This is a genomic window from Polaromonas sp. (assembly GCF_029945925.1).
GTDB lineage: Bacteria > Pseudomonadota > Gammaproteobacteria > Burkholderiales > Burkholderiaceae_C > Polaromonas.
Map to the genome: position 1 here is coordinate 54,992 of NZ_JAQSDN010000070.1, position 18,424 is coordinate 73,415.

Sequence of the window (18,424 nt, forward strand, 5' to 3'; positions counted from 1 at the left end):
GCCTTTGATTTAAAACAACTTTTTCAGGCTGGCACAGGGTTTGCCCTAGTCAACCCATGCAAGCTGTTTTTCCCCGCTTCAACGCGCCTTTCCGGCACGCGCTGCCCGCACGCTTTTTTGCCCTCCTGGGCCTGTGTGCAGCACTGGCCAGTGCCCATGCCTGGACCCTGGACGACGTGGGCGCCCTGGCACAAAAACGCGCGCAAACCCCTTACCAGCAGCCGCGTGCGGCTGTTCCCGCCGAACTGGCTGCCCTGGACTATGACGGCCTGCGCGACATCCGTTTCAAGGACGACAAGGCCTTGTGGCGCGCCGACCAGTTGCCCTACGAAGCCAAATTTTTCCATGTCGGTCGGCAGACCGAAGCGGTCCAGATTCACGAGTTGTCTGCCCAGGGCAACAAGCTCCTTCGCTACAGCGCCGACGACTTCAGCTACGGCAAGAACCAGCTGAATCCGGCGCGCTGGGGCGATATCGGCCATGCCGGATTCCGCATCCACACCTCGCTCAATTCGCCCGACTACAAGGACGAATTGATTGCCTTTCTGGGCGCCAGCTACTTCCGTGCCCTGGGTGCCGGCCAGCGTTACGGCCTGTCGGCCCGCGGCTTGGCGGTGGACCCCACCGGCGCAAAACAGGAAGAGTTTCCGCGCTTCACCGATTTCTGGCTCGAAAAGCCGGCCCCCGGTGCGAAGCAGGTCACGGTGTATGCCCTGCTGGATTCGGCGCGCATGACGGGCGCCTACCGCTTTGAGATTCGTCCCGGCGAAGAGACCGTCACCGAAGTGCACGCCCGTATCTTCATGCGCGCTGGCGCCGGCCCGCGGGTGGCCACCCTGGGTGTGGCGCCGCTGACCAGCATGTTTTTCTTCGGTGAAAACCAGCCGCGCGCGGGCGACTTCCGGCCTGAAGTGCATGACTCCGACGGCCTGATGGTCGCCACCGGGGAAGGCGAATGGTTATGGCGTCCGCTGCAGAACCCGGCGTACCCGCTGGTGACCTCCTTCAGCATGAAAAGCCTCAAGGGTTTTGGCCTGATGCAGCGTGACCGCGACTTCGGCAGCTACGAAGACACCGAAGCCCGGTACGAGCTGCGGCCCAGCGCGTGGGTAACCCCGCTGGGCGACTGGGGCGCGGGCCGTGTCGAGCTGCTGCAGTTTGCGACGCCGGACGAAACCCATGACAACGTGGCCGCCTACTGGGTGCCGGAAAAAATGCCCGCCCCGGGCGAAGCACTCGCCCTCGCCTGGCAGATTGCCTGGCAGGGCAACAAGCAGCAACGCCCGCCCAACGGCTGGGTCACCCAGTCGCGCCGCGGCACTGGCTACAGCAAGCTCAGCGCAGAGGCTTTGGCCCAGCAGACACAGTTTGTCATCGACTTTGCCGGACCGGCCCTGGACGCACTGCCCGAGGGGGCCAAGGTGGAGGCCATCACCACGGCCAGCAGCAATGCCCGTGTCGTCGAAAGCATCGCTTACCGCAACCCGGCCACAGGCAGCTGGCGCATGAGCCTGCGCGTGCAGCGCCTCGCCACGCCTGCCAGCCAGAACGCCCAGCCCATCGAGCTGCGCGCCTTTCTCCAACATGACACCCACACCCTGACTGAAACATGGACCAACCTGATCACACCCTGACCCCCCGCAGCCTGCTGCGCGAAGAACGTCATCCGAACTCGGTCACCGCGCCGCCGCTGCACCGCGGCTCGATGGTGCCGCGCCCCTGGCGCGGCTTCTGGAACAGCCTGGGCACGTCCGTACTGGGCCTGACACGTCCCGCTGCCAACCACCCTCTGCCGGCGCAGGCGCAGCAGCCCTGGCAACAGACTGCTGCACGGCGCAGGGCTGTCTTCGTGCTGCTGACGGTGCTCAGCACCGTGCTGGCCACCACTCTGTTTGCCGACATGCAGCCCGACTACGACAGCGCCTGGCTGCAGTACGGCCAGCTCGTGCTGTTTGCGCTGCTGTCCGCATGGGTGGTCACCGGCTTCATGACGGCGATGATGGGTTTTTACGTGACGATACGCGGCGACAAACATGCCCTGTCGGCGAAAAACGTCCAGCACCATGCGCTGGACGACACAACGAGGACGGCGATCATCATGCCGATCTGCAACGAGGATGTGCGCACCGTGTTCGCGGGCCTGCGCGCCACCTGCGAATCCGTCGCTGCGACCGGCCATGTGAAAGCCTTCGACGTGTTTGTGCTGTCCGACACCAGCAACCCGGCCACCCAGAAGGCCGAACGCGCCGCCTGGGAAGACCTGCGCACCCAGTTGGCCGCCCAGCCCGACCAGCCCCGGATCGAGGTCTACTACCGACTGCGCAAGCGCCGCACCGACCGCAAGGCCGGCAACGTGGCCGACTTCTGCCGCCGCTGGGGCAAGGACTACCGCTACATGGTGGTGCTCGATGCCGACAGCGTGATGAGCGGCGACTGCCTGGTGGCCATGGTCAAGCTGATGGAAGCCAACCCGACAGCCGGCATCATCCAGACCGCCACCCAGGCCATCGGCCACATGACGCTGCATGCGCGGGCGCAGCAGTTCGCCTCGCGCGTGACGGGCCGCCTCTTCACGCTGGGCATGCAGTTCTGGCAGATGGGCGAGTCGCACTACTGGGGCCACAACGCCATCATCCGGATCGAGCCTTTCATGCAGCACTGCGCGCTGGCGCATATCAAGGGCACGGGCGGCATGTCGGGCAGCATCATGTCGCACGACTTCGTTGAGGCCGCGCTGATGCGCCGCGCGGGCTACCACGTCTGGCTGGTGGCCGACCTGGTGGGCAGCTACGAACAGCAGCCGCCCGACCTGCTGGCCGAACTTCAGCGCGACCGCCGCTGGTGCCAGGGCAACCTGCAGAACTCGCGCCTGATTGCCGAGCCCGGCATTCACCCGGTGCACCGCTCGATGTTCGGCACGGGCGCCATGGCCTACCTCTCGGCCCCCTTGTGGCTGTGTTTCCTGACGCTGGGAACGGCGCTGTGGCTCTCGGGCACACCCATGGTCAGCGACTGGGCCATGCTGCCCGGCGAACTGCTGACCCTGTGGGCATGGACCTTGTCCATGCTGTTTTTGCCGCGCCTCCTGGGCATTGCGGCCGTGCTGATCAACCGCCAGCAGCAGGCCTACGGCGGCACCGCCAGCCTGCTGCGCAGCGCGCTGCTGGAAACGCTGATCGCCCTGCTGCAGGCGCCGATCCGCATGCTGGCGCACTCGCTGTTCGTGCTGGTCGCGCTGACCGGGCTCAAGCTGGAGTGGAAATCGCCGCCGCGTGAAGCAGCTGCGGTGCCGTGGCGCATTGCGCTGCAACAGCTCGCCCCCATGAGCGCAGTGATTGTGCTGCTGGCCGCCGGCATCACGCTGAACGATCCCAGCGCGCTGGTGTGGCTGCTGCCGGTCGGCCTGCCCTTGCTGCTAGCCATCCCGATGACGGTGCTCACCAGCAAGGTCGGCGTAGGGACAGCCATGCGCACCAACAATTACCTGCTGATTCCCGAGGAAACAAAATCACCGGCGGTCTTGCGCCGCGCCTGGCTGCATGCCAGCCAGCAGGTGCGGCCACGGCTAAGGGCCATTTAGGCCCGAGCAAACAAACGGGCGCCACACGCTATATATTTGATAGCTGTTGGCGCCCGTATTTATTGGACTGAAGGCTGTTTTTATATAGATCCGAGGTACAACTCAGAACTTCGGCATACCCTTCATGCCGCCCATGCGCTTCATCATTTTCATCATGCCGCCGCCCTTCATCTTTTTCATCATGGACTGCATCTGCTCGAACTCATTGAGCAGGCGGTTGACCTCCTGAACCTGCACCCCTGAGCCCGCGGCAATGCGGCGCTTGCGCGTGGCCTTGATGAGTTCGGGCTTGCGGCGCTCCAGCGGCGTCATGCTCTGGATGATGCCTTCCTTGCGGCGGATGTCTTTTTCGGCCTTGTCCATGTCGACCTGGCCGGCCTTGGCCGCCATCTGCGCCGGCAGCTTGTCGAGCAGGCTGGACAGCCCGCCCATGCTTTTCATCTGTTGCAGCTGACTCAAAAAGTCGTTGAGGTCAAAACCGCTGCCCGACTTCATTTTGGCGGCGAGTTTTTGCGCCGCCGCCATGTCCACGCCGGCCGTGACCTGCTCGACCAGCGCAACGATGTCGCCCATGCCGAGAATGCGGCCCGCGTGGCGCTGCGCATCGAACACTTCGAGACCGTCGATCTTCTCGCTGGTGCCCGAGAACTTGATCGGCGCGCCGGTGATCTGCCGCACGCTCAACGCCGCGCCGCCGCGCGAGTCGCCGTCGGTCTTGGTCAGGATGATGCCGGTCAGCGGCAGCGCTTCCTTGAAGGCCTTGGCCGTGTTGATCGCGTCCTGGCCCTGCATCGCATCCACGACAAACAGGGTTTCAACCGGGTTCAGCGCCGCATGCAGCGCCTTGATCTCGGCCATCAATGCTTCGTCGATCGCCAGGCGGCCGGCGGTGTCGACCAGCAACACGTCGAAAAAATGTTTGCGCGCGTAATCGAGCGCTGCCAGTGCGATGTCCACCGGCTTCTGGTCGGCCGTGCTTGGAAACCATTCGGCGCCGGCCTGCTTGGTGACGGTCTTGAGCTGCTCGATCGCCGCCGGACGGTACACGTCGCCCGACACCGTCAGCACCTTCTTCTTGCGTTTTTCGATCAGGTGTTTGGCCAGCTTGGCGGTGGTCGTGGTCTTGCCCGCGCCCTGCAGGCCGGCCATGAGGATCACGGCCGGCGGCTGGGCCGCCAGGTTGATGTCGCTGACGCCCTCGCCCATGGTGGCCGCCAGCTCGCGGTTGACAATGCTGACCAGCACCTGCCCCGGCGACAGCGACGCCATGACCTCCTGCCCCAGCGCCTTCTCCTTGACGCGGGCAATGAAGTCGCGCACCACGGGCAACGCCACGTCGGCTTCGAGCAGCGCCATGCGCACCTCGCGCAGCATGTCCTGCACATTGGATTCGGTGATGCGGGCCTGGCCTCGCATTTCCTGGACGAGGCGGGATAGTTTGTCGGTGAGGGCAGAGGCCATGAATAAGCTCCACAGCTGGAGCGAAAAGGAAGTGAAAGAAGGACCAGGCGTCTGGCGCAGAAGCTAAACTGTAGCCATGATTTTAACTTTGAGCGCCTGGTGGGGTCTGGCCACGGCCATCGGCGCCGCGCTGGCCTATGCCATCCTGGCGCTGGCTACCGCGCGTTTGAGCGAAACCACCACGCGTGGCGTGCTCCTGCTGGCCTGGCTGCTGCACGCGCTCACGCTGGCGGAGGGACTGCTCGGCGAACCGCCGCGGTTCGGGTTTGCGCCGGCCCTGTCCATGACCGTCTGGCTGGTACTGAGCGTGTACGCAGTGGAAAGCCGGCTGTTTCCGCAGCTCAAGGCACGCTGGACGCTGGCCGGCCTGGGCAGCGCCGCCGTCCTGCTGGCGCTGGCGTTTCCCGGCACCAGCTACCACGTGATTGCCTCGCCCTGGCTGCCTTTGCACTGGGCGCTGGGCATTGCGTCCTACGGCCTGTTTGCCGCTGCCGTGGTGCATGGCTGGCTGATGAACCGCTCCGAGCGCTCCATCCGTTCCGCCACCCAGCCCGATACCGGCGTGCCCCTGCTGACCCTGGAACGGCTGACCTTTCGTTTCGTGCAGGCCGGTTTTGTGCTGCTGACGGCCACGCTGCTGGTGGGCTGGCTGTTTGCCGAAACCCTGTACGGTCCGGGCCTGGCCGGACAATGGAACCACAAGACCATTTTCTCGGTGCTGGCCTGGATCACCTTCGCCGGCCTGCTGATCGGCCGGGCACGCCTGGGCTGGCGCGGGCGGCAGGCGGTGCGGGTGCTGTATCTGGGCTCAGGCCTGCTGCTGCTCGGTTATGTGGGCTCGCGTTTTGTCCTTGAAGTCATTTTGAAGCGCGTATGAAATACCTGTTGGTGATTGTCCTGGCGCTGGCGGTCCTCTGGCTGTGGCGAAGCAACCGGCGCACCGGACAGCCGGACAGGCCACCCGCGCCGCCGGCCGGCCGCCCCGGCAAGCCGGCCACTGAAGTTGTTGCATGCGCCGTCTGCGAGGTGCACCTGCCCCGTTCGGACGCGCTGCCCGGCGGCAACGGGTTTTACTGCAGCGACGCGCATCGTCGACAGGCCGAGGGTTGATGACCAGGGCGGCTCCGGACTCCGGGAATTCCTGGTTTGGACCGGTAGAAAAATCCGGCGCCTGGGAATCGGACGCCGGCGGCGAGTCCTTCGGCCGGCTGTGGCGGGCATTCATGGCGGCCCGCGTGACGCTGGCCACCGTGCTGCTTGCCCTGCAAGCCTCCATTTATGCCCTGGGCCAACCCGTCGGCAAGGCCATGATCGTACTGTGCGTGGCCTATTTTGTTGCGGCGCTCGCCGTCCGGGTCTGGGCTCATCCGAAACCACCGGGCAGCACCTTCGATGCCCAGTGGCTCTCCACGGTCGGCGTCGATGTACTGGCGTTTTCGGCGCTCAATTTCCTGCAGTCGGGAGCGATCAACTACACGGCGCTGTTCGCGCTGCCGGTGCTGCTGGCTTCCGTGCTGGGCCCCATCCTGCTGGCCCTCGGTACCGCCGCGAGCGTGGCGCTGCTGCTGCTGGCCGATGCCTGGTGGGCCTCATTGCAATTGCCGGGCGACGCCACGGCGCGCTTTCTGCAGGCCGGCCTGAGCGGTTCGGGCTTTTTCATCATTGCCCTGCTGGCCAACCAGCTGGCCCTGCGCCTGTCGCGGGAACAGAAGCGGGCCGAACGCAGCCACTCGGCTGCACGCATGCAGACCCAGGTCAATGAACTGGTGATCGACACGCTGGTCGACGGCGTGCTCGTGATCGATACCAAAGGCATCGTGCGCGCGGCCAACCCGGCTTCGCTGCGTTTGCTGGCCATCCAGGACACGGCGCGCGCGGCCCCTTTTGTGCTGGCCGCCGAAGCGGCCTGGCAACCGCTGGCGGCGCTGGCGCAACGGACGTTTGAGCAGCGCAGGCCGCAGCAGGCCGATGTGAGCCTGGAGCATGCCTCGCGCCATGCCCGTCGCCTGCAGGTGCGTACCCGGCTGGCCGCCTCGCGCGACGGCTCGCACGAGAGCCTGTGTGTGATGTTCCTGGAAGACCTGCGGGAAATGGAAGCCAGGGTGCGCACCGAAAAAATGGCGGCGATGGGGCGCATGTCGGCCGCGGTGGCCCATGAAATCAGGAACCCGCTGGCAGCCATCACGCAAGCCAATGCCCTGCTCGAGGAAGATCTGCAGGACGCCGGGCAGCGACAGCTCACAGGCATGGTCCGGCAAAACGCACAGCGGCTTGCCAGGATCGTCGAGGAAATCCTCAATATCTCCCGCGTTCAGGAGCAGGCACCCCAGGTGCTGACAAGCGCCCTGCCGCTCGATGACATGGTGCAGCGCATCTGCTCGGACTGGACACAGCAAACGGCATCGGGCCAGCGGCTGCGCCTGCGTGCGGGCGCGGGCCGCACTGCCGTGCTGTTCGAGGGCGAGCACCTGCGGCGACTGATGGTCAACCTGCTGGACAACGCCCGGCGTTATGCCAGCGCTGCAGGCGATGCGATACAGGTCACCACCGAAATAACCGCCGCCGGACAGCCCCGGCTGTCGGTCTGGAGCGACGGACAACCGCTCGAAAAAACGGTGCAGTCGCATCTGTTCGAGCCGTTTTTCTCCTCGGAGAGCCGCTCCAGCGGGCTGGGCCTGTACATATGCAGGGAGCTCTGCGAACGCCACGGTGCGCTGATAGGCTACCAGCGGGCCGTCCACAACACCGTGGAAGGCAACGAGTTTTTTGTCATCTTCCGGCCAGCCGTCGCTGCGGAGGCTTTGTCCCAGACGGGTTTTGACACAATGTGGTCTGACATCCAGGGAACACCATGACTCTCCCGACGCAAGCGCACATATTGGTGATTGACGATGAGCCCGACCTGCGCACCCTTTACGAGCTGACCCTGCTGCGCGAAGGCTACCGGGTCGAGGCCGCTGCCGATCTGGCGCAGGCGCGCGCCCAGCTGCAGCAAAGACGCTTTGATGCCGTGATCACCGACATGCGCCTGCCCGACGGGCTGGGCCTGGAACTGCTGCGGGAGATGGTCACCCAGCAGCGCCCCGAACGCTGCGTGGTCATCACCGCCCACGGGTCCGCCGAAAATGCAGTGGAAGCGCTGAAGGCCGGCGCATTTGACTACCTGACCAAGCCGGTGGACCTCAAGCAGTTTCGCGGCGTGGTGGCGTCGGCCATCCAGGGCCCGGCGAGCACCACGCCCGTCCAGGAACGCAGCAGGCCCGGCAGCGAGGACGGAACAGCCGCATCCAGGGCGGCCCGGCCCGCGGATGCATCACTGACACTGCAGCGCCTGGTCGGCGAATCGGCCGTGATGCAGGCGGTCAAGGCCCGTATCGTCAAGGTCGCCAGCAGCATGGCACCGGTGCTGATCCAGGGCGAGTCCGGCACCGGCAAGGAACTGGTGGCGCGGGCCGTGCACGACTGCAGCCATCGCGCGGCAGGCCCTTTTGTCGCCGTCAACTGCGGCGCCATCCCGGAAAACCTGCTGGAAGCCGAATTTTTCGGAGCCCGCAAAGGCGCCTACACCGGCTCGGCACAGGACCGCCTCGGTTATTTTCAGTCGGCCAAAGGCGGCACCCTTTTTCTTGACGAGATTGGCGACCTGCCGCTGGCGATGCAGTCCAAGCTGCTGCGTGCGATCCAGGAGCGGGTCGTCCGTCCGCTGGGCTCCACCCAGGAAGACACGGTCGATGTGCGCGTGGTCAGCGCCACCCACAAGGATCTGGCCGCTGCAGTGGCGGCCGGCACGTTTCGCCAGGATTTGTACTACCGGCTCAACGTCATTGAAATCAGCGTTCCACCGCTGCGTGAGCGCCGCGAGGACCTGCCCGCCCTGTGTCAGGATCTGCTCGGAAGGATTTGCCGGGAGTCGGGTTTTCACGTGCCGGACATCTCCGGCCAGGTCCTGGCCACCTTGCAGCAACACCCCTTCAACGGCAACGTCAGGGAGCTCGAGAATCTATTGCACCGGGCCATGGCCCTCGGCGAAGGCGGTGACCTGCACCTCGAGTCGCCGCCGGCCGAATATGTTGCCGTGCCGGAAAACCTGCAGGACTTTCTGGATGGGCAGGAGCGCAACATCCTGTCCAAGGTCCTGCAGGAAACCGGCTTCAACCGCACGGCGGCAGCTGCCAAGCTGGGCATCAGCCTGCGCCAGATCCGTTACCGGATTGCCCGCCTGAACATCGTGATGCCCCAGGGCGATGAAGCGGCCGATGAACCCTCATGAGGCGGTGTCCGCACTGTGGCAGGAAGGCTGGTACCGCTATGCCAGGGCGCAAGCCTCGCCGAATTTCGGTCCGCGACCTGCGTCGGCTTGCATCGACCTGATCGTCATCCACTCCATCAGCCTGCCGCCGGGCGAATTTGGCAATGGCCAGGTGCAACGCCTGTTCACCAACCAGCTGGACTGGGACGCCCATCCCTATTTTCAGTCAATCCGCGGCTTGCAGGTGTCTTCCCATTTTTTCATCACCCGGTCCGGGGAACTCTGGCAGTTTGTCAGCTGTGATGCGCGCGCCTGGCATGCCGGCGAGTCCGGCTACCGCGGCAAAAGCAACTGCAATGACGACTCGATTGGCATCGAGCTCGAAGGCCTGGAAAGCGGGCTGTTCGAACCCGCCCAGTACGAAACCCTGGCCAGCGTCTGCGCGGCGCTGCTGCGCCACTACCCGATCACCTACCTGGCCGGCCATGAGCACATCGCCCCCGGCCGCAAGCAGGACCCGGGGCCCGGCTTTGAGTGGTCGCGGTTGCAGGATTCGCTGGGCTTGCCGGCCAAGTGTTTTCCCTCAGACATCAACTGACCGCAGGCGAGCGTCGACTGGCGTACGCCTCAAGCCCACGCCGCGCCATGCCCGCAAGTAAGCCGGGAAGGCGCATGAACACTTGCCAAGTGCCAGCAGGGCACGATACGCCGCCCGGTGATGCACAGGCCCACGACCCAAAGATGTGCATTTTTTCCGCAAAAAAAAGTAAACAAAAAGTAACGCGCGCGTGACGAAACGATTTGAGGCCGATACACTACCTGTAGTGCTTGAAATCACTCCAGACCCTAGATGTAGTGTTTAGCCGACTAGTGATATGGACCGATTCAGGCCCCCCAGCCCAAGGAAAGACCGCCAACACGCCAGCACTGCGCCCGTCAGCCCTCTCCCTGCCCTGAACCCCGTCGAACTCACCAACAACAAAGCACAACGAGGAAAACATGCAAACAGCCCAACACGCAGCCCCCACCACCCCCGCCGGCGCGCCTGCCGCACACCAGTCCCCTGCCAGCAGCGCCCACGCCAGTTCTCTGGCCCACTACCAGATCATCCGCCGCAACGGCGCCGTGGTTCCGTTTGAGCCGAACAAGATCGCCGTGGCGATGATGAAGGCTTTCCTCGCGGTGCATGGCACCCAGGGCGCGGCGTCGGCCAGCGTGCGCGAAACCGTGGACGGCCTGACCCAGGCCGTCATGCGCGCGCTGATGCGCTCACGCCCGGGCGGCGGCACCTTCCATATAGAAGACGTGCAGGACCAGGTCGAACTCGGCCTGATGCGCGGCGGCCACCACGAGATCGCCCGCGCCTATGTGCTGTACCGCGAAAAACGCACACAGGAGCGCGCACGCCAGCCGCAGACGCCAGCCACCCAGGCACCGCAGCTGCATGTGCTGGACGGCGGCAAAAAAGTCACACTGGACATCGGCAAACTGCAGGCGCTGATCGAAGCCTCCTGCGCCGGCCTGGGCGCCGAGATCAAGCCCGACCCCATCGTGCAGGAGACAATGCGCAACCTGTACGACGGTGTGCCGATCGACGAGGTCTACAAGGCGTCCATTCTGGCGGCCCGCACCCTGATCGAAAAAGACCCGGACTACACCTACGCCACCGCGCGCCTGCTGCTGCACACGATCCGCCGCGAAGTGCTCGGCGAGGAAGTCACCCAGGAAGACATGGGCACCCGGTACGCCGAGTACTTCCCCCAGTTCATCGCCAAGGGTGTGCAAAACGAACTGCTCGACGAAAGACTGCAGCAGTTTGACCTGGAGCGCCTGGGCGCTGCGCTCAAGCCCGAGCGCGACCTGAAATTCGACTACCTCGGCCTGCAGACCCTGTTCGACCGCTACTTCCTGCACGTGCGCAAGCAGCGCATCGAGCTGCCGCAGGCCTTCTTCATGCGTGTGGCCATGGGCCTGTCGCTCGACGAGATCGACCGCGAAGCCCGCGCCATCGAGTTCTACGAAATCATGTCCTCCTTCGACTTCATGTCGAGCACGCCGACACTGTTCAACGCCGGCACGCTGCGTTCGCAGCTGTCGTCCTGCTACCTGACCACGGTCGCCGACGACCTGGGCGGCATCTACGACGCCATCAAGGAAAACGCGCTGCTGTCGAAGTTCGCCGGCGGCCTGGGCAACGACTGGACGCCGGTGCGCGCACTCGGCGCCCACATCAAGGGCACCAATGGCGAGTCGCAAGGCGTCGTGCCATTCCTGAAAGTCGTCAACGACACCGCCGTGGCGGTCAACCAGGGCGGCAAACGCAAGGGCGCGGTCTGCGCCTACCTGGAAACCTGGCACCTGGACATCGAGGAGTTTCTGGAACTGCGCAAGAACACCGGCGACGACCGCCGCCGCACGCACGACATGAACACCGCCAACTGGATTCCCGACCTGTTCATGCGCCGCGTGATGGAAAAAGGCAGCTGGACGCTGTTCTCGCCATCGGACACGCCGGACCTGCACGACAAGTTCGGCATCGAGTTCGAGAAAGCCTACACCGCCTACGAAGCCAAAGCAGAACGCGGCGAGATCAAGCCGGCCCGCAAGCTGCAGGCCATCGACATGTGGCGCAAGATGCTGTCGATGCTGTTCGAGACCGGCCATCCCTGGATCACCTTCAAGGACGCCTGCAATGTGCGTTCGCCCCAGCAACACGCCGGTGTCGTGCACTCGTCCAACCTCTGCACCGAGATCACGCTCAACACCAGCGACACTGAAACCGCGGTCTGCAACCTCGGTTCCGTGAACCTGGTCCAGCACCTGAAAGACGGCGCGGTCGACCACGAAAAACTCAAGAAGACCATCACCACGGCCATGCGCATGCTGGACAACGTGATCGACATCAACTACTACGCCGTCAAGAAGGCGCGCGACTCCAACATGCGCCACCGCCCGGTGGGTCTGGGCATCATGGGCTTCCAGGACTGCCTGTACGAGTTGCGCATTCCCTACGCCTCGGATGCGGCCGTCGAATTCGCCGACAAATCCATGGAAGCCGTCTGCTACCACGCCTACTGGGCCTCCACCGAGCTCGCCAAAGAACGCGGCAAGTACACCAGCTACAAGGGCTCGCTCTGGGACCAGGGCATCCTGCCGCTGGACACGCTGGACCTGCTGGCCAAGCAACGCGGCGGCTATCTGGAAGTGGACCGCTCGGCCACGCTGGACTGGGACGCGCTGCGCCAGAAGATCGCGCTGGACGGCATGCGCAATTCCAACTGCGTGGCCATCGCGCCGACCGCCACCATCTCCAACATCATCGGCGTGGACGCTTGCATCGAGCCCTGCTTCGGCAACCTCTCGGTCAAGTCCAACCTGTCCGGCGAATTCACGGTCATCAACCACTACCTGGTGCGCGACCTCAAGCGCCTGGGTTTGTGGGACGACGTGATGGTGGTGGACCTCAAACACTTCGACGGCTCGCTGCGCCCCATCGACCGCGTGCCGCAGGACATCAAGGCCCTGTACGCCACGGCGTTCGAGGTCGATGCCACCTGGCTGGTCGAGGCCGCGTCACGCCGCCAGAAATGGATTGACCAGGCGCAGTCGCTCAACATCTACATGGCCGGCGCCTCGGGCAAGAAGCTCGACGACACCTACAAGCTCGCATGGCTGCGCGGCCTGAAGACCACCTACTACCTGCGCACCATGAGCGCGACGCATGCAGAAAAGTCCACCGTGAAAGCCGGCAAGATGAACTCCGTCGCCTCCGGCAACACCGACGACACCGGCAGCATGAACGCACTCGATGCGGCAGCAGCCACAGCGCAGGCGCAGATGAACGCATCACCTGCGACGGACATCAAGTTTTGCGCGATCGACGATCCAGGATGTGAGGCCTGCCAATAAAAAACGGATCAAGGCGCCGGAAAAATCCGGCGCCTGATTCGATGTAATTGAGCAACACTAATTCAGAGCGATGTGAATGAACACTTTTCATTTTGTATCGCTGCTTTCATAATCCAACTTATTGGAAACATCTATGTTGACCTGGGACGAAGAAGCTAAACCATCGTTGCAAAAACCTCTTGCCAGCGCCCTTCCTGAAGGCCGCTCGATGGAACTTCCGCCTCTTTCTTTGCAGCCCCATGCTGCAGCCCGCATGCTCGACGACAGCGCCCTGACTTCTTCAGGCGTGCGTGCAGCACCGGCCACCGTGGCACCCACCGCCCATCGCGTCAAAGCCGCCGACAAACGCATCATCAACGGCCAGACCGACGTGAACCAGCTGGTCCCGTTCAAGTACAAATGGGCCTGGGAAAAATACCTGGCCAGCTGCGCCAACCACTGGATGCCGCAGGAAGTGAACATGACGCGCGACATCGCGCTCTGGAAAGACCCGAACGGCCTGACGGAAGACGAACGCCGTCTGGTCAAGCGCAACCTCGGTTTTTTCGTCACCGCCGACTCGCTGGCCGCCAACAACATTGTGCTGGGCACTTACCGGCACATCACGGCACCCGAGTGCCGCCAGTTTCTGTTGCGCCAGGCGTTTGAAGAGGCCATTCACACCCACGCCTACCAGTACATCACCGAATCGCTGGGCCTGGACGAAAGCGAAATCTTCAACGCCTACAACGAAGTGCAGTCGATCCGGGACAAGGACCAGTTCCTGATTCCTTTCATCGATGCCATCTCGGACCCCAACTTCAAGACCGGCACGCAGGAAGCGGACCAGACCCTGCTGAAGTCGCTGATCGTGTTCGCCTGCCTGATGGAAGGCCTGTTCTTCTATGTCGGCTTCACGCAGATCCTGGCGCTGGGCCGCCAGAACAAGATGACCGGCGCCGCCGAGCAGTACCAGTACATCCTGCGCGACGAGTCCATGCACTGCAACTTCGGCATCGACCTGATCAACCAGCTCAAGCTCGAGAACCCGCTGCTGTGGACCGCCGAGTTCAAGGCCGAGATCAAGGCCTTGTTCATGAAGGCGGTCGAGCTTGAATACCGCTACGCCGAGGACACCATGCCGCGCGGCGTGCTGGGTCTCAACGCGTCCATGTTCAAGGGTTACCTGCGCTACATCGCCAACCGCCGGGCCACGCAGATCGGCTTGGAAACGCTGTTCCCGAACGAGGAAAACCCGTTCCCCTGGATGAGCGAAATGATCGACCTGAAAAAGGAACGCAACTTTTTCGAAACCCGTGTGATCGAGTACCAGTCCGGTGGCGCTCTCTCCTGGGACTGACAGACAAACCGACACCACAATGATTTCCAGACTTGCATTGACCAGTGACCGCACCGCAGAAGTGCGCGCGTTGGGCTTTGCTCCCGTGTTCGCGGCGCTGGGCCCGGTTCGCCGACAGCCCAACGCCGTGAATCGCTTCGCGTACTCCAGACGTGAAGTGATCTTTGCAATGTGATCAAGGAGAAAACTATGGCAACTGCGAAAAAAACTGCGGCTAAAAAAGCTGCTCCGAAGAAAGCCCCTGCGAAAAAAGTAGCGGCTAAAAAAGCGCCTGCGAAAAAAGTAGCAGCGAAAAAAGCCCCGGCCAAAAAAGCGCCAGCGAAAAAAGTAGCAGCTAAAAAAGCTCCTGCGAAAAAAGCGCCAGCGAAAAAAGCCCCGGCCAAGAAAGTAGCGGCGAAAAAGCCTGCGGCGAAAAAAGCAGCAGCGAAAAAGCCTGCGGCGAAAAAAGTAGCGAAAAAAGCGCCAGCGAAGAAAGCTGCTGCGAAGAAACCCGCTGCCAAAAAGCCAGCAGCCAAGAAAGCAGCGAAAAAACCCGCTGCGAAGAAAGCCGCGAAAAAACCCGCTGCCAAAGCTCCTGCTGCTCCGGCTGCCCCTGCGGCTCAGACAACTCTGAACCCGCAAGCTGCCTGGCCGTTTCCGACAGCCAGCAAGCCGTAACCAGTAAGGCACTTGGCCTGAAGCCCGACATCGCAAGATGCCGGGCTTTTTTACTTTCAGGGTGGGGGGCGAGGCACAGCCTGCGCCTTTTTCAGGGCAGCCGGCCCTGTGGGGGCGCTCCAGTTGCTACAAATTCAGTAGCTGCTGGCGCCCGCACGGAAAGGGCTGGAAGCCTTTTTGGCTTTAAACCTGCGCTTACAGGCCGGTCTGAGCGGTGGTGAGCGTGTAGTTCTGGCCGCCGCGAAAAGCAATCTTGTGGGCACCGACGCGGTTGCCCAGCTCGGCGCAGCGCGTCAGCGGCCAGCCTTTTTCGAGGCCGAACAACAAGGCCCCGCGAAAAGCGTCGCCGCAACCGGTCGGGTCCACCACTTCCGTGGCCACCACCGGCGCGACCAGCGTCTTGTCGCCGTCCACCCAGACCTCGCAACCATGCGCGCCCAGCGTCACCACCAGGCCCTGCACCCGCTTCGATATCTCGGCGCAGGACAGGCCGGTCCGATCGCACAGCAGTTTGGCTTCGTAGTCGTTGACCGTGACCCAGGTCGCCAGCTCGACAAAATGCGCCAGGTCCTTGCCGTCAAACATCGGCAGGCCCTGGCCGGGATCGAACACAAAAGGAATGCCGGCGGCCTTGAACTGCTCGGCATGCTGCAGCATGGCGTCGCGCCCGTCCGGCGAGATGATGCCGATGCTGATATCGGCGCGCGGTGCAATTTTTGTCGTATGCGCCTGGCCCATCGCCCCCGGATGGAAGGCGGTGATCTGGTTGTTGTCGCGGTCCGTCATGATCATGGCCTGGGCGGTGTAGGTATCGCCCACCTCCCGGACAAACTCGGTGCTGATGCCCAGCGTGTTCAGGCGCGCCACATACTCGGCACCATCGGTCCCCACGGTGGCCATGGGCAAGGGCGTTCCACCCAGTTGCTGCAGGCTGTAGGCGATGTTGCCGGCGCAACCGCCAAACTCCCGGCGCAGGGCCGGCACCAAAAAAGACACATTGAGGATGTGCAGTTGGTCGGGCAGGATCTGCTCGGCAAAGCGCCCCTCAAACGTCATGATGGTGTCAAAGGCCAGGGAACCACAAATTACAGCAGGCATAGAGGTCTCGATTCAGTCAGGGATAAAAAGCAAGGACCCGGTAGCCGGCAATCCGCAAGGGCGCGGAAGGCCGCGCGGCCGGCGTTTGGGACGCGCTGGCGTCGGGTGGGGAATTCAGAATTCTGATGGCCAGCACGCCGGAAAATTCCGCGCCGGCTGCCAGCGTGGGGCCGGTGGCGCCCAGTTCGGCCGGGCTCAGCACGCGCCGCAGCTGCGCCTGGTCCTGGGTGTCGGTCAGTGTCAACTCGAGCGACGGCAGGGCTAACGGGATTGCGCCTGCGTTCCTGATCACCACCTTGAGCCGGTAGGCGTCGGCGGCCAGTTTGTTGAAGGTCGAACTCTCGATCACCACCGATTCAATCTGCTGCGGCGGCCTGATCTCGCACTGCAGCGAGGCGCACAGCGTGTCCAGGGCCGGGCGCAGCCAGGGCTGGGACACGGCCAGCGTATTTCTCTGGAACAGGGCGACCTGCAGCAGCAGGGCGGCCAGCAGCACCGATGCCGCCAATCCAAGCGCCACGCGCAATGCAGGCCGGCGCCAGAACGCATCGCGCCTGGCATCGCGCACAAACGACACCTCGTGAACATGGTCGGGGACAGCTGTCTCCGATTCACCGAAGGCACTTTCCGCAGAGCCCGCTCGCGCTGCGGGTGCCGCTGACTCGGGAAACCCGGAATGTTCCGGGCTCACCGAAAAGGCAAACACGTCGGCGGCGAGGTCTGGCGACGGCGACACCTGGACTTCCGGCACCGAGGCGGGCGCGACAACCGGTGCGACCTCTTCCGCCTCTTCCATCAGCACGGCATCAGACCAGTCGGGCTCCGGCTCCGCGGAGGGCGCCACCAGCATGGGCGCCACGGAGGCCGCCCGGTCACTGTCCGCCCGCAGGGCAGGCAAGGCCGCAGATACCCTGGGCACCGAAGCATCGCTGGGCAACGCGCTGGACGGGGACGCGTAGGGCTGCAGGTTGGCTGCTGCGTCAAAAACTTCGGAGCAGTGCCCGCAACGCACCCAGCCCTGGGAAATCTTGAGTTGGTCGGCCACGACTTTGAACATCGTGCCGCAGGCAGAACAGCGCGTAATCAGGCTCATTTAGCGCCTTATTGTACGGGGCGTGACAGGGCGCGGACCCTCTCAGAGCCGGGCGGTCATCAGTATCCAGCCGTCTTCCTGGTCCGCCACCTGCAGCTGGCAGTAAGGCGCATACGCGGCCTGGAGCTCGTCGGCCTGCCGCTCGAGAATGCCGGCCAGCACCAGCGCCCCGCCGGGGGCAACACGCGCGCACAGCAAGGGCGCCAGCACCTTGAGCGGCGTGGCCAGGATGTTGGCCAGCACGGTCTGGTAAGTGCCTTCAGCCTTGTCGGGCAGGCCCGTGGTCAGGTTGACATGGTTCGCCTCGGCATTGGCCAGCGTGGACTGCACGGCCGCCTCGTCGATATCGACCGCATCAATGCTGGAGGCACCGAACTTGGCCGCGCCAATGGCGAGAATGCCGGAGCCGCAACCGTAATCAAGCACCCGTCCGAGTGATTTCCCGACCATGCCCGAACGCAGCGAAGGGCCGCCCTGAACAAGTTCAGACCCTTTTTCTGGTGAAAGGGGCAGCGAGTCGCCGGAGGCTCGCGCAGTGCCGAGCGTGGGGGCACCATTTGCAGCGATCCAGCGCAAACACATGCGCGTGGTCGGGTGTGTGCCCGTGCCAAAAGACAGCCCGGGGTCCAGCCGGATCACCTGCCGGGCCTGCGCGGGCGGTTCGTGCCAGGTCGGAACAATCCAGAACTCGGGGGTGATCTCCACCGGTGTGAATTGCGACTGCGTGAGCCGCACCCAGTCCTGCTCGGGCACGGCCTGGATGGCCACCAGCTGGCAGCCGGCAAAAAAGTCCTGTGCGGACAACACGCTGGCTGCGTCGCGCGCGCCGGCTTCATCCGAAAAAAGCGACACCACGCGCGAACGCTCCCACCCGGCCTTGGGCGGCGGCATGCCGGGCTCGCCAAACAGGGCCTGCTCGGCAGGCGTTTGTGCATCGGCATCTTCGACCGACACACTGAGTGCGTCGAGCGCATCCAGCGCCTCGCTGAGTGTTTCCACGCTGTCCACCGGGGCCAGCAACACCAGTTCAAACATGCT

At 63.9% G+C, this 18,424-nt stretch carries 14 protein-coding genes; 10 read left to right on the forward strand and 4 right to left on the reverse strand.

Features of this window, described 5'->3' with window-relative positions:
- Window positions 1–56: 56 nt before the first annotated feature.
- On the forward strand, window positions 57–1,634 hold the full coding sequence (locus tag PSV40_RS22565) for a glucan biosynthesis protein G (RefSeq protein ID WP_300542154.1): 1,578 nt from the start codon (window positions 57–59) through the stop codon (window positions 1,632–1,634).
- A complete protein-coding gene (gene mdoH / locus PSV40_RS22570) occupies window positions 1,610–3,580 on the forward strand; it encodes a glucans biosynthesis glucosyltransferase MdoH (RefSeq protein WP_300542156.1) in 1,971 nt (656 codons plus the stop codon). The genes PSV40_RS22565 and mdoH overlap by 25 nt, the downstream gene beginning before the upstream one ends.
- A 102-nt stretch (window positions 3,581–3,682) precedes the next feature.
- Here mdoH and ffh read toward each other — a convergent pair whose 3' ends face one another.
- Window positions 3,683–5,041, reverse strand: a complete 1,359-nt coding sequence (gene ffh / locus PSV40_RS22575) for a signal recognition particle protein (RefSeq protein WP_300542158.1) — start codon at window positions 5,039–5,041, stop codon at window positions 3,683–3,685.
- Window positions 5,042–5,117: 76 nt separating this feature from the next.
- On the opposite strand from ffh, the gene ccsA reads away from it, so the two are divergent.
- From ccsA to PSV40_RS22615, 8 genes are all read left to right on the forward strand, one after another.
- The gene (gene ccsA, locus PSV40_RS22580) at window positions 5,118–5,918 is read left to right on the forward strand and encodes a cytochrome c biogenesis protein CcsA (RefSeq protein ID WP_300542160.1); all 801 of its coding nucleotides are present in this window, start codon (window positions 5,118–5,120) and stop codon (window positions 5,916–5,918) included.
- Complete coding sequence (locus PSV40_RS22585; protein WP_300542162.1) at window positions 5,915–6,151, forward strand: PP0621 family protein; 237 nt, start codon at window positions 5,915–5,917, stop codon at window positions 6,149–6,151. Before ccsA ends, PSV40_RS22585 begins: the two co-directional genes overlap by 4 nt.
- Window positions 6,151–7,896: an ATP-binding protein gene (locus PSV40_RS22590; RefSeq protein WP_300542165.1), complete on the forward strand. Its 1,746-nt coding sequence runs from the start codon at window positions 6,151–6,153 to the stop codon at window positions 7,894–7,896. Before PSV40_RS22585 ends, PSV40_RS22590 begins: the two co-directional genes overlap by 1 nt.
- Window positions 7,893–9,311 carry a sigma-54 dependent transcriptional regulator gene (locus tag PSV40_RS22595; protein ID WP_300542167.1) on the forward strand — a complete coding sequence of 473 codons (1,419 nt, stop codon included), beginning with the start codon at window positions 7,893–7,895 and terminating at the stop codon, window positions 9,309–9,311. The genes PSV40_RS22590 and PSV40_RS22595 overlap by 4 nt, the downstream gene beginning before the upstream one ends.
- Entirely contained in the window at window positions 9,298–9,888 is a 591-nt protein-coding gene (ampD, locus tag PSV40_RS22600; RefSeq protein ID WP_300542169.1) for a 1,6-anhydro-N-acetylmuramyl-L-alanine amidase AmpD, read from the forward strand. The genes PSV40_RS22595 and ampD overlap by 14 nt, the downstream gene beginning before the upstream one ends.
- Before the next feature lie 401 nt (window positions 9,889–10,289).
- Window positions 10,290–13,199, forward strand: coding sequence for a ribonucleoside-diphosphate reductase subunit alpha (locus tag PSV40_RS22605; RefSeq protein WP_300542172.1), 2,910 nt, complete (start codon window positions 10,290–10,292; stop codon window positions 13,197–13,199).
- Window positions 13,200–13,332: 133 nt separating this feature from the next.
- The gene (locus PSV40_RS22610) at window positions 13,333–14,538 is read left to right on the forward strand and encodes a ribonucleotide-diphosphate reductase subunit beta (protein ID WP_096698624.1); all 1,206 of its coding nucleotides are present in this window, start codon (window positions 13,333–13,335) and stop codon (window positions 14,536–14,538) included.
- A gap of 189 nt (window positions 14,539–14,727) precedes the next feature.
- On the forward strand, window positions 14,728–15,195 hold the full coding sequence (locus PSV40_RS22615) for a histone H1-like DNA-binding protein (protein WP_096664495.1): 468 nt from the start codon (window positions 14,728–14,730) through the stop codon (window positions 15,193–15,195).
- Window positions 15,196–15,390: 195 nt separating this feature from the next.
- On the opposite strand, the gene PSV40_RS22620 is transcribed toward PSV40_RS22615, so the two are convergent.
- From PSV40_RS22620 to PSV40_RS22630, 3 genes are read right to left on the reverse strand one after another with little or no spacing between them, the layout of a single operon-like run.
- Window positions 15,391–16,293 carry a carbohydrate kinase family protein gene (locus PSV40_RS22620; RefSeq protein ID WP_300542175.1) on the reverse strand — a complete coding sequence of 301 codons (903 nt, stop codon included), beginning with the start codon at window positions 16,291–16,293 and terminating at the stop codon, window positions 15,391–15,393.
- Window positions 16,294–16,309: 16 nt separating this feature from the next.
- Window positions 16,310–17,386: a DUF3426 domain-containing protein gene (locus PSV40_RS22625; protein WP_300542177.1), complete on the reverse strand. Its 1,077-nt coding sequence runs from the start codon at window positions 17,384–17,386 to the stop codon at window positions 16,310–16,312.
- A gap of 42 nt (window positions 17,387–17,428) precedes the next feature.
- Window positions 17,429–18,421, reverse strand: coding sequence for a 50S ribosomal protein L11 methyltransferase (locus tag PSV40_RS22630; RefSeq protein ID WP_300542223.1), 993 nt, complete (start codon window positions 18,419–18,421; stop codon window positions 17,429–17,431).
- Window positions 18,422–18,424: the final 3 nt, after the last annotated feature.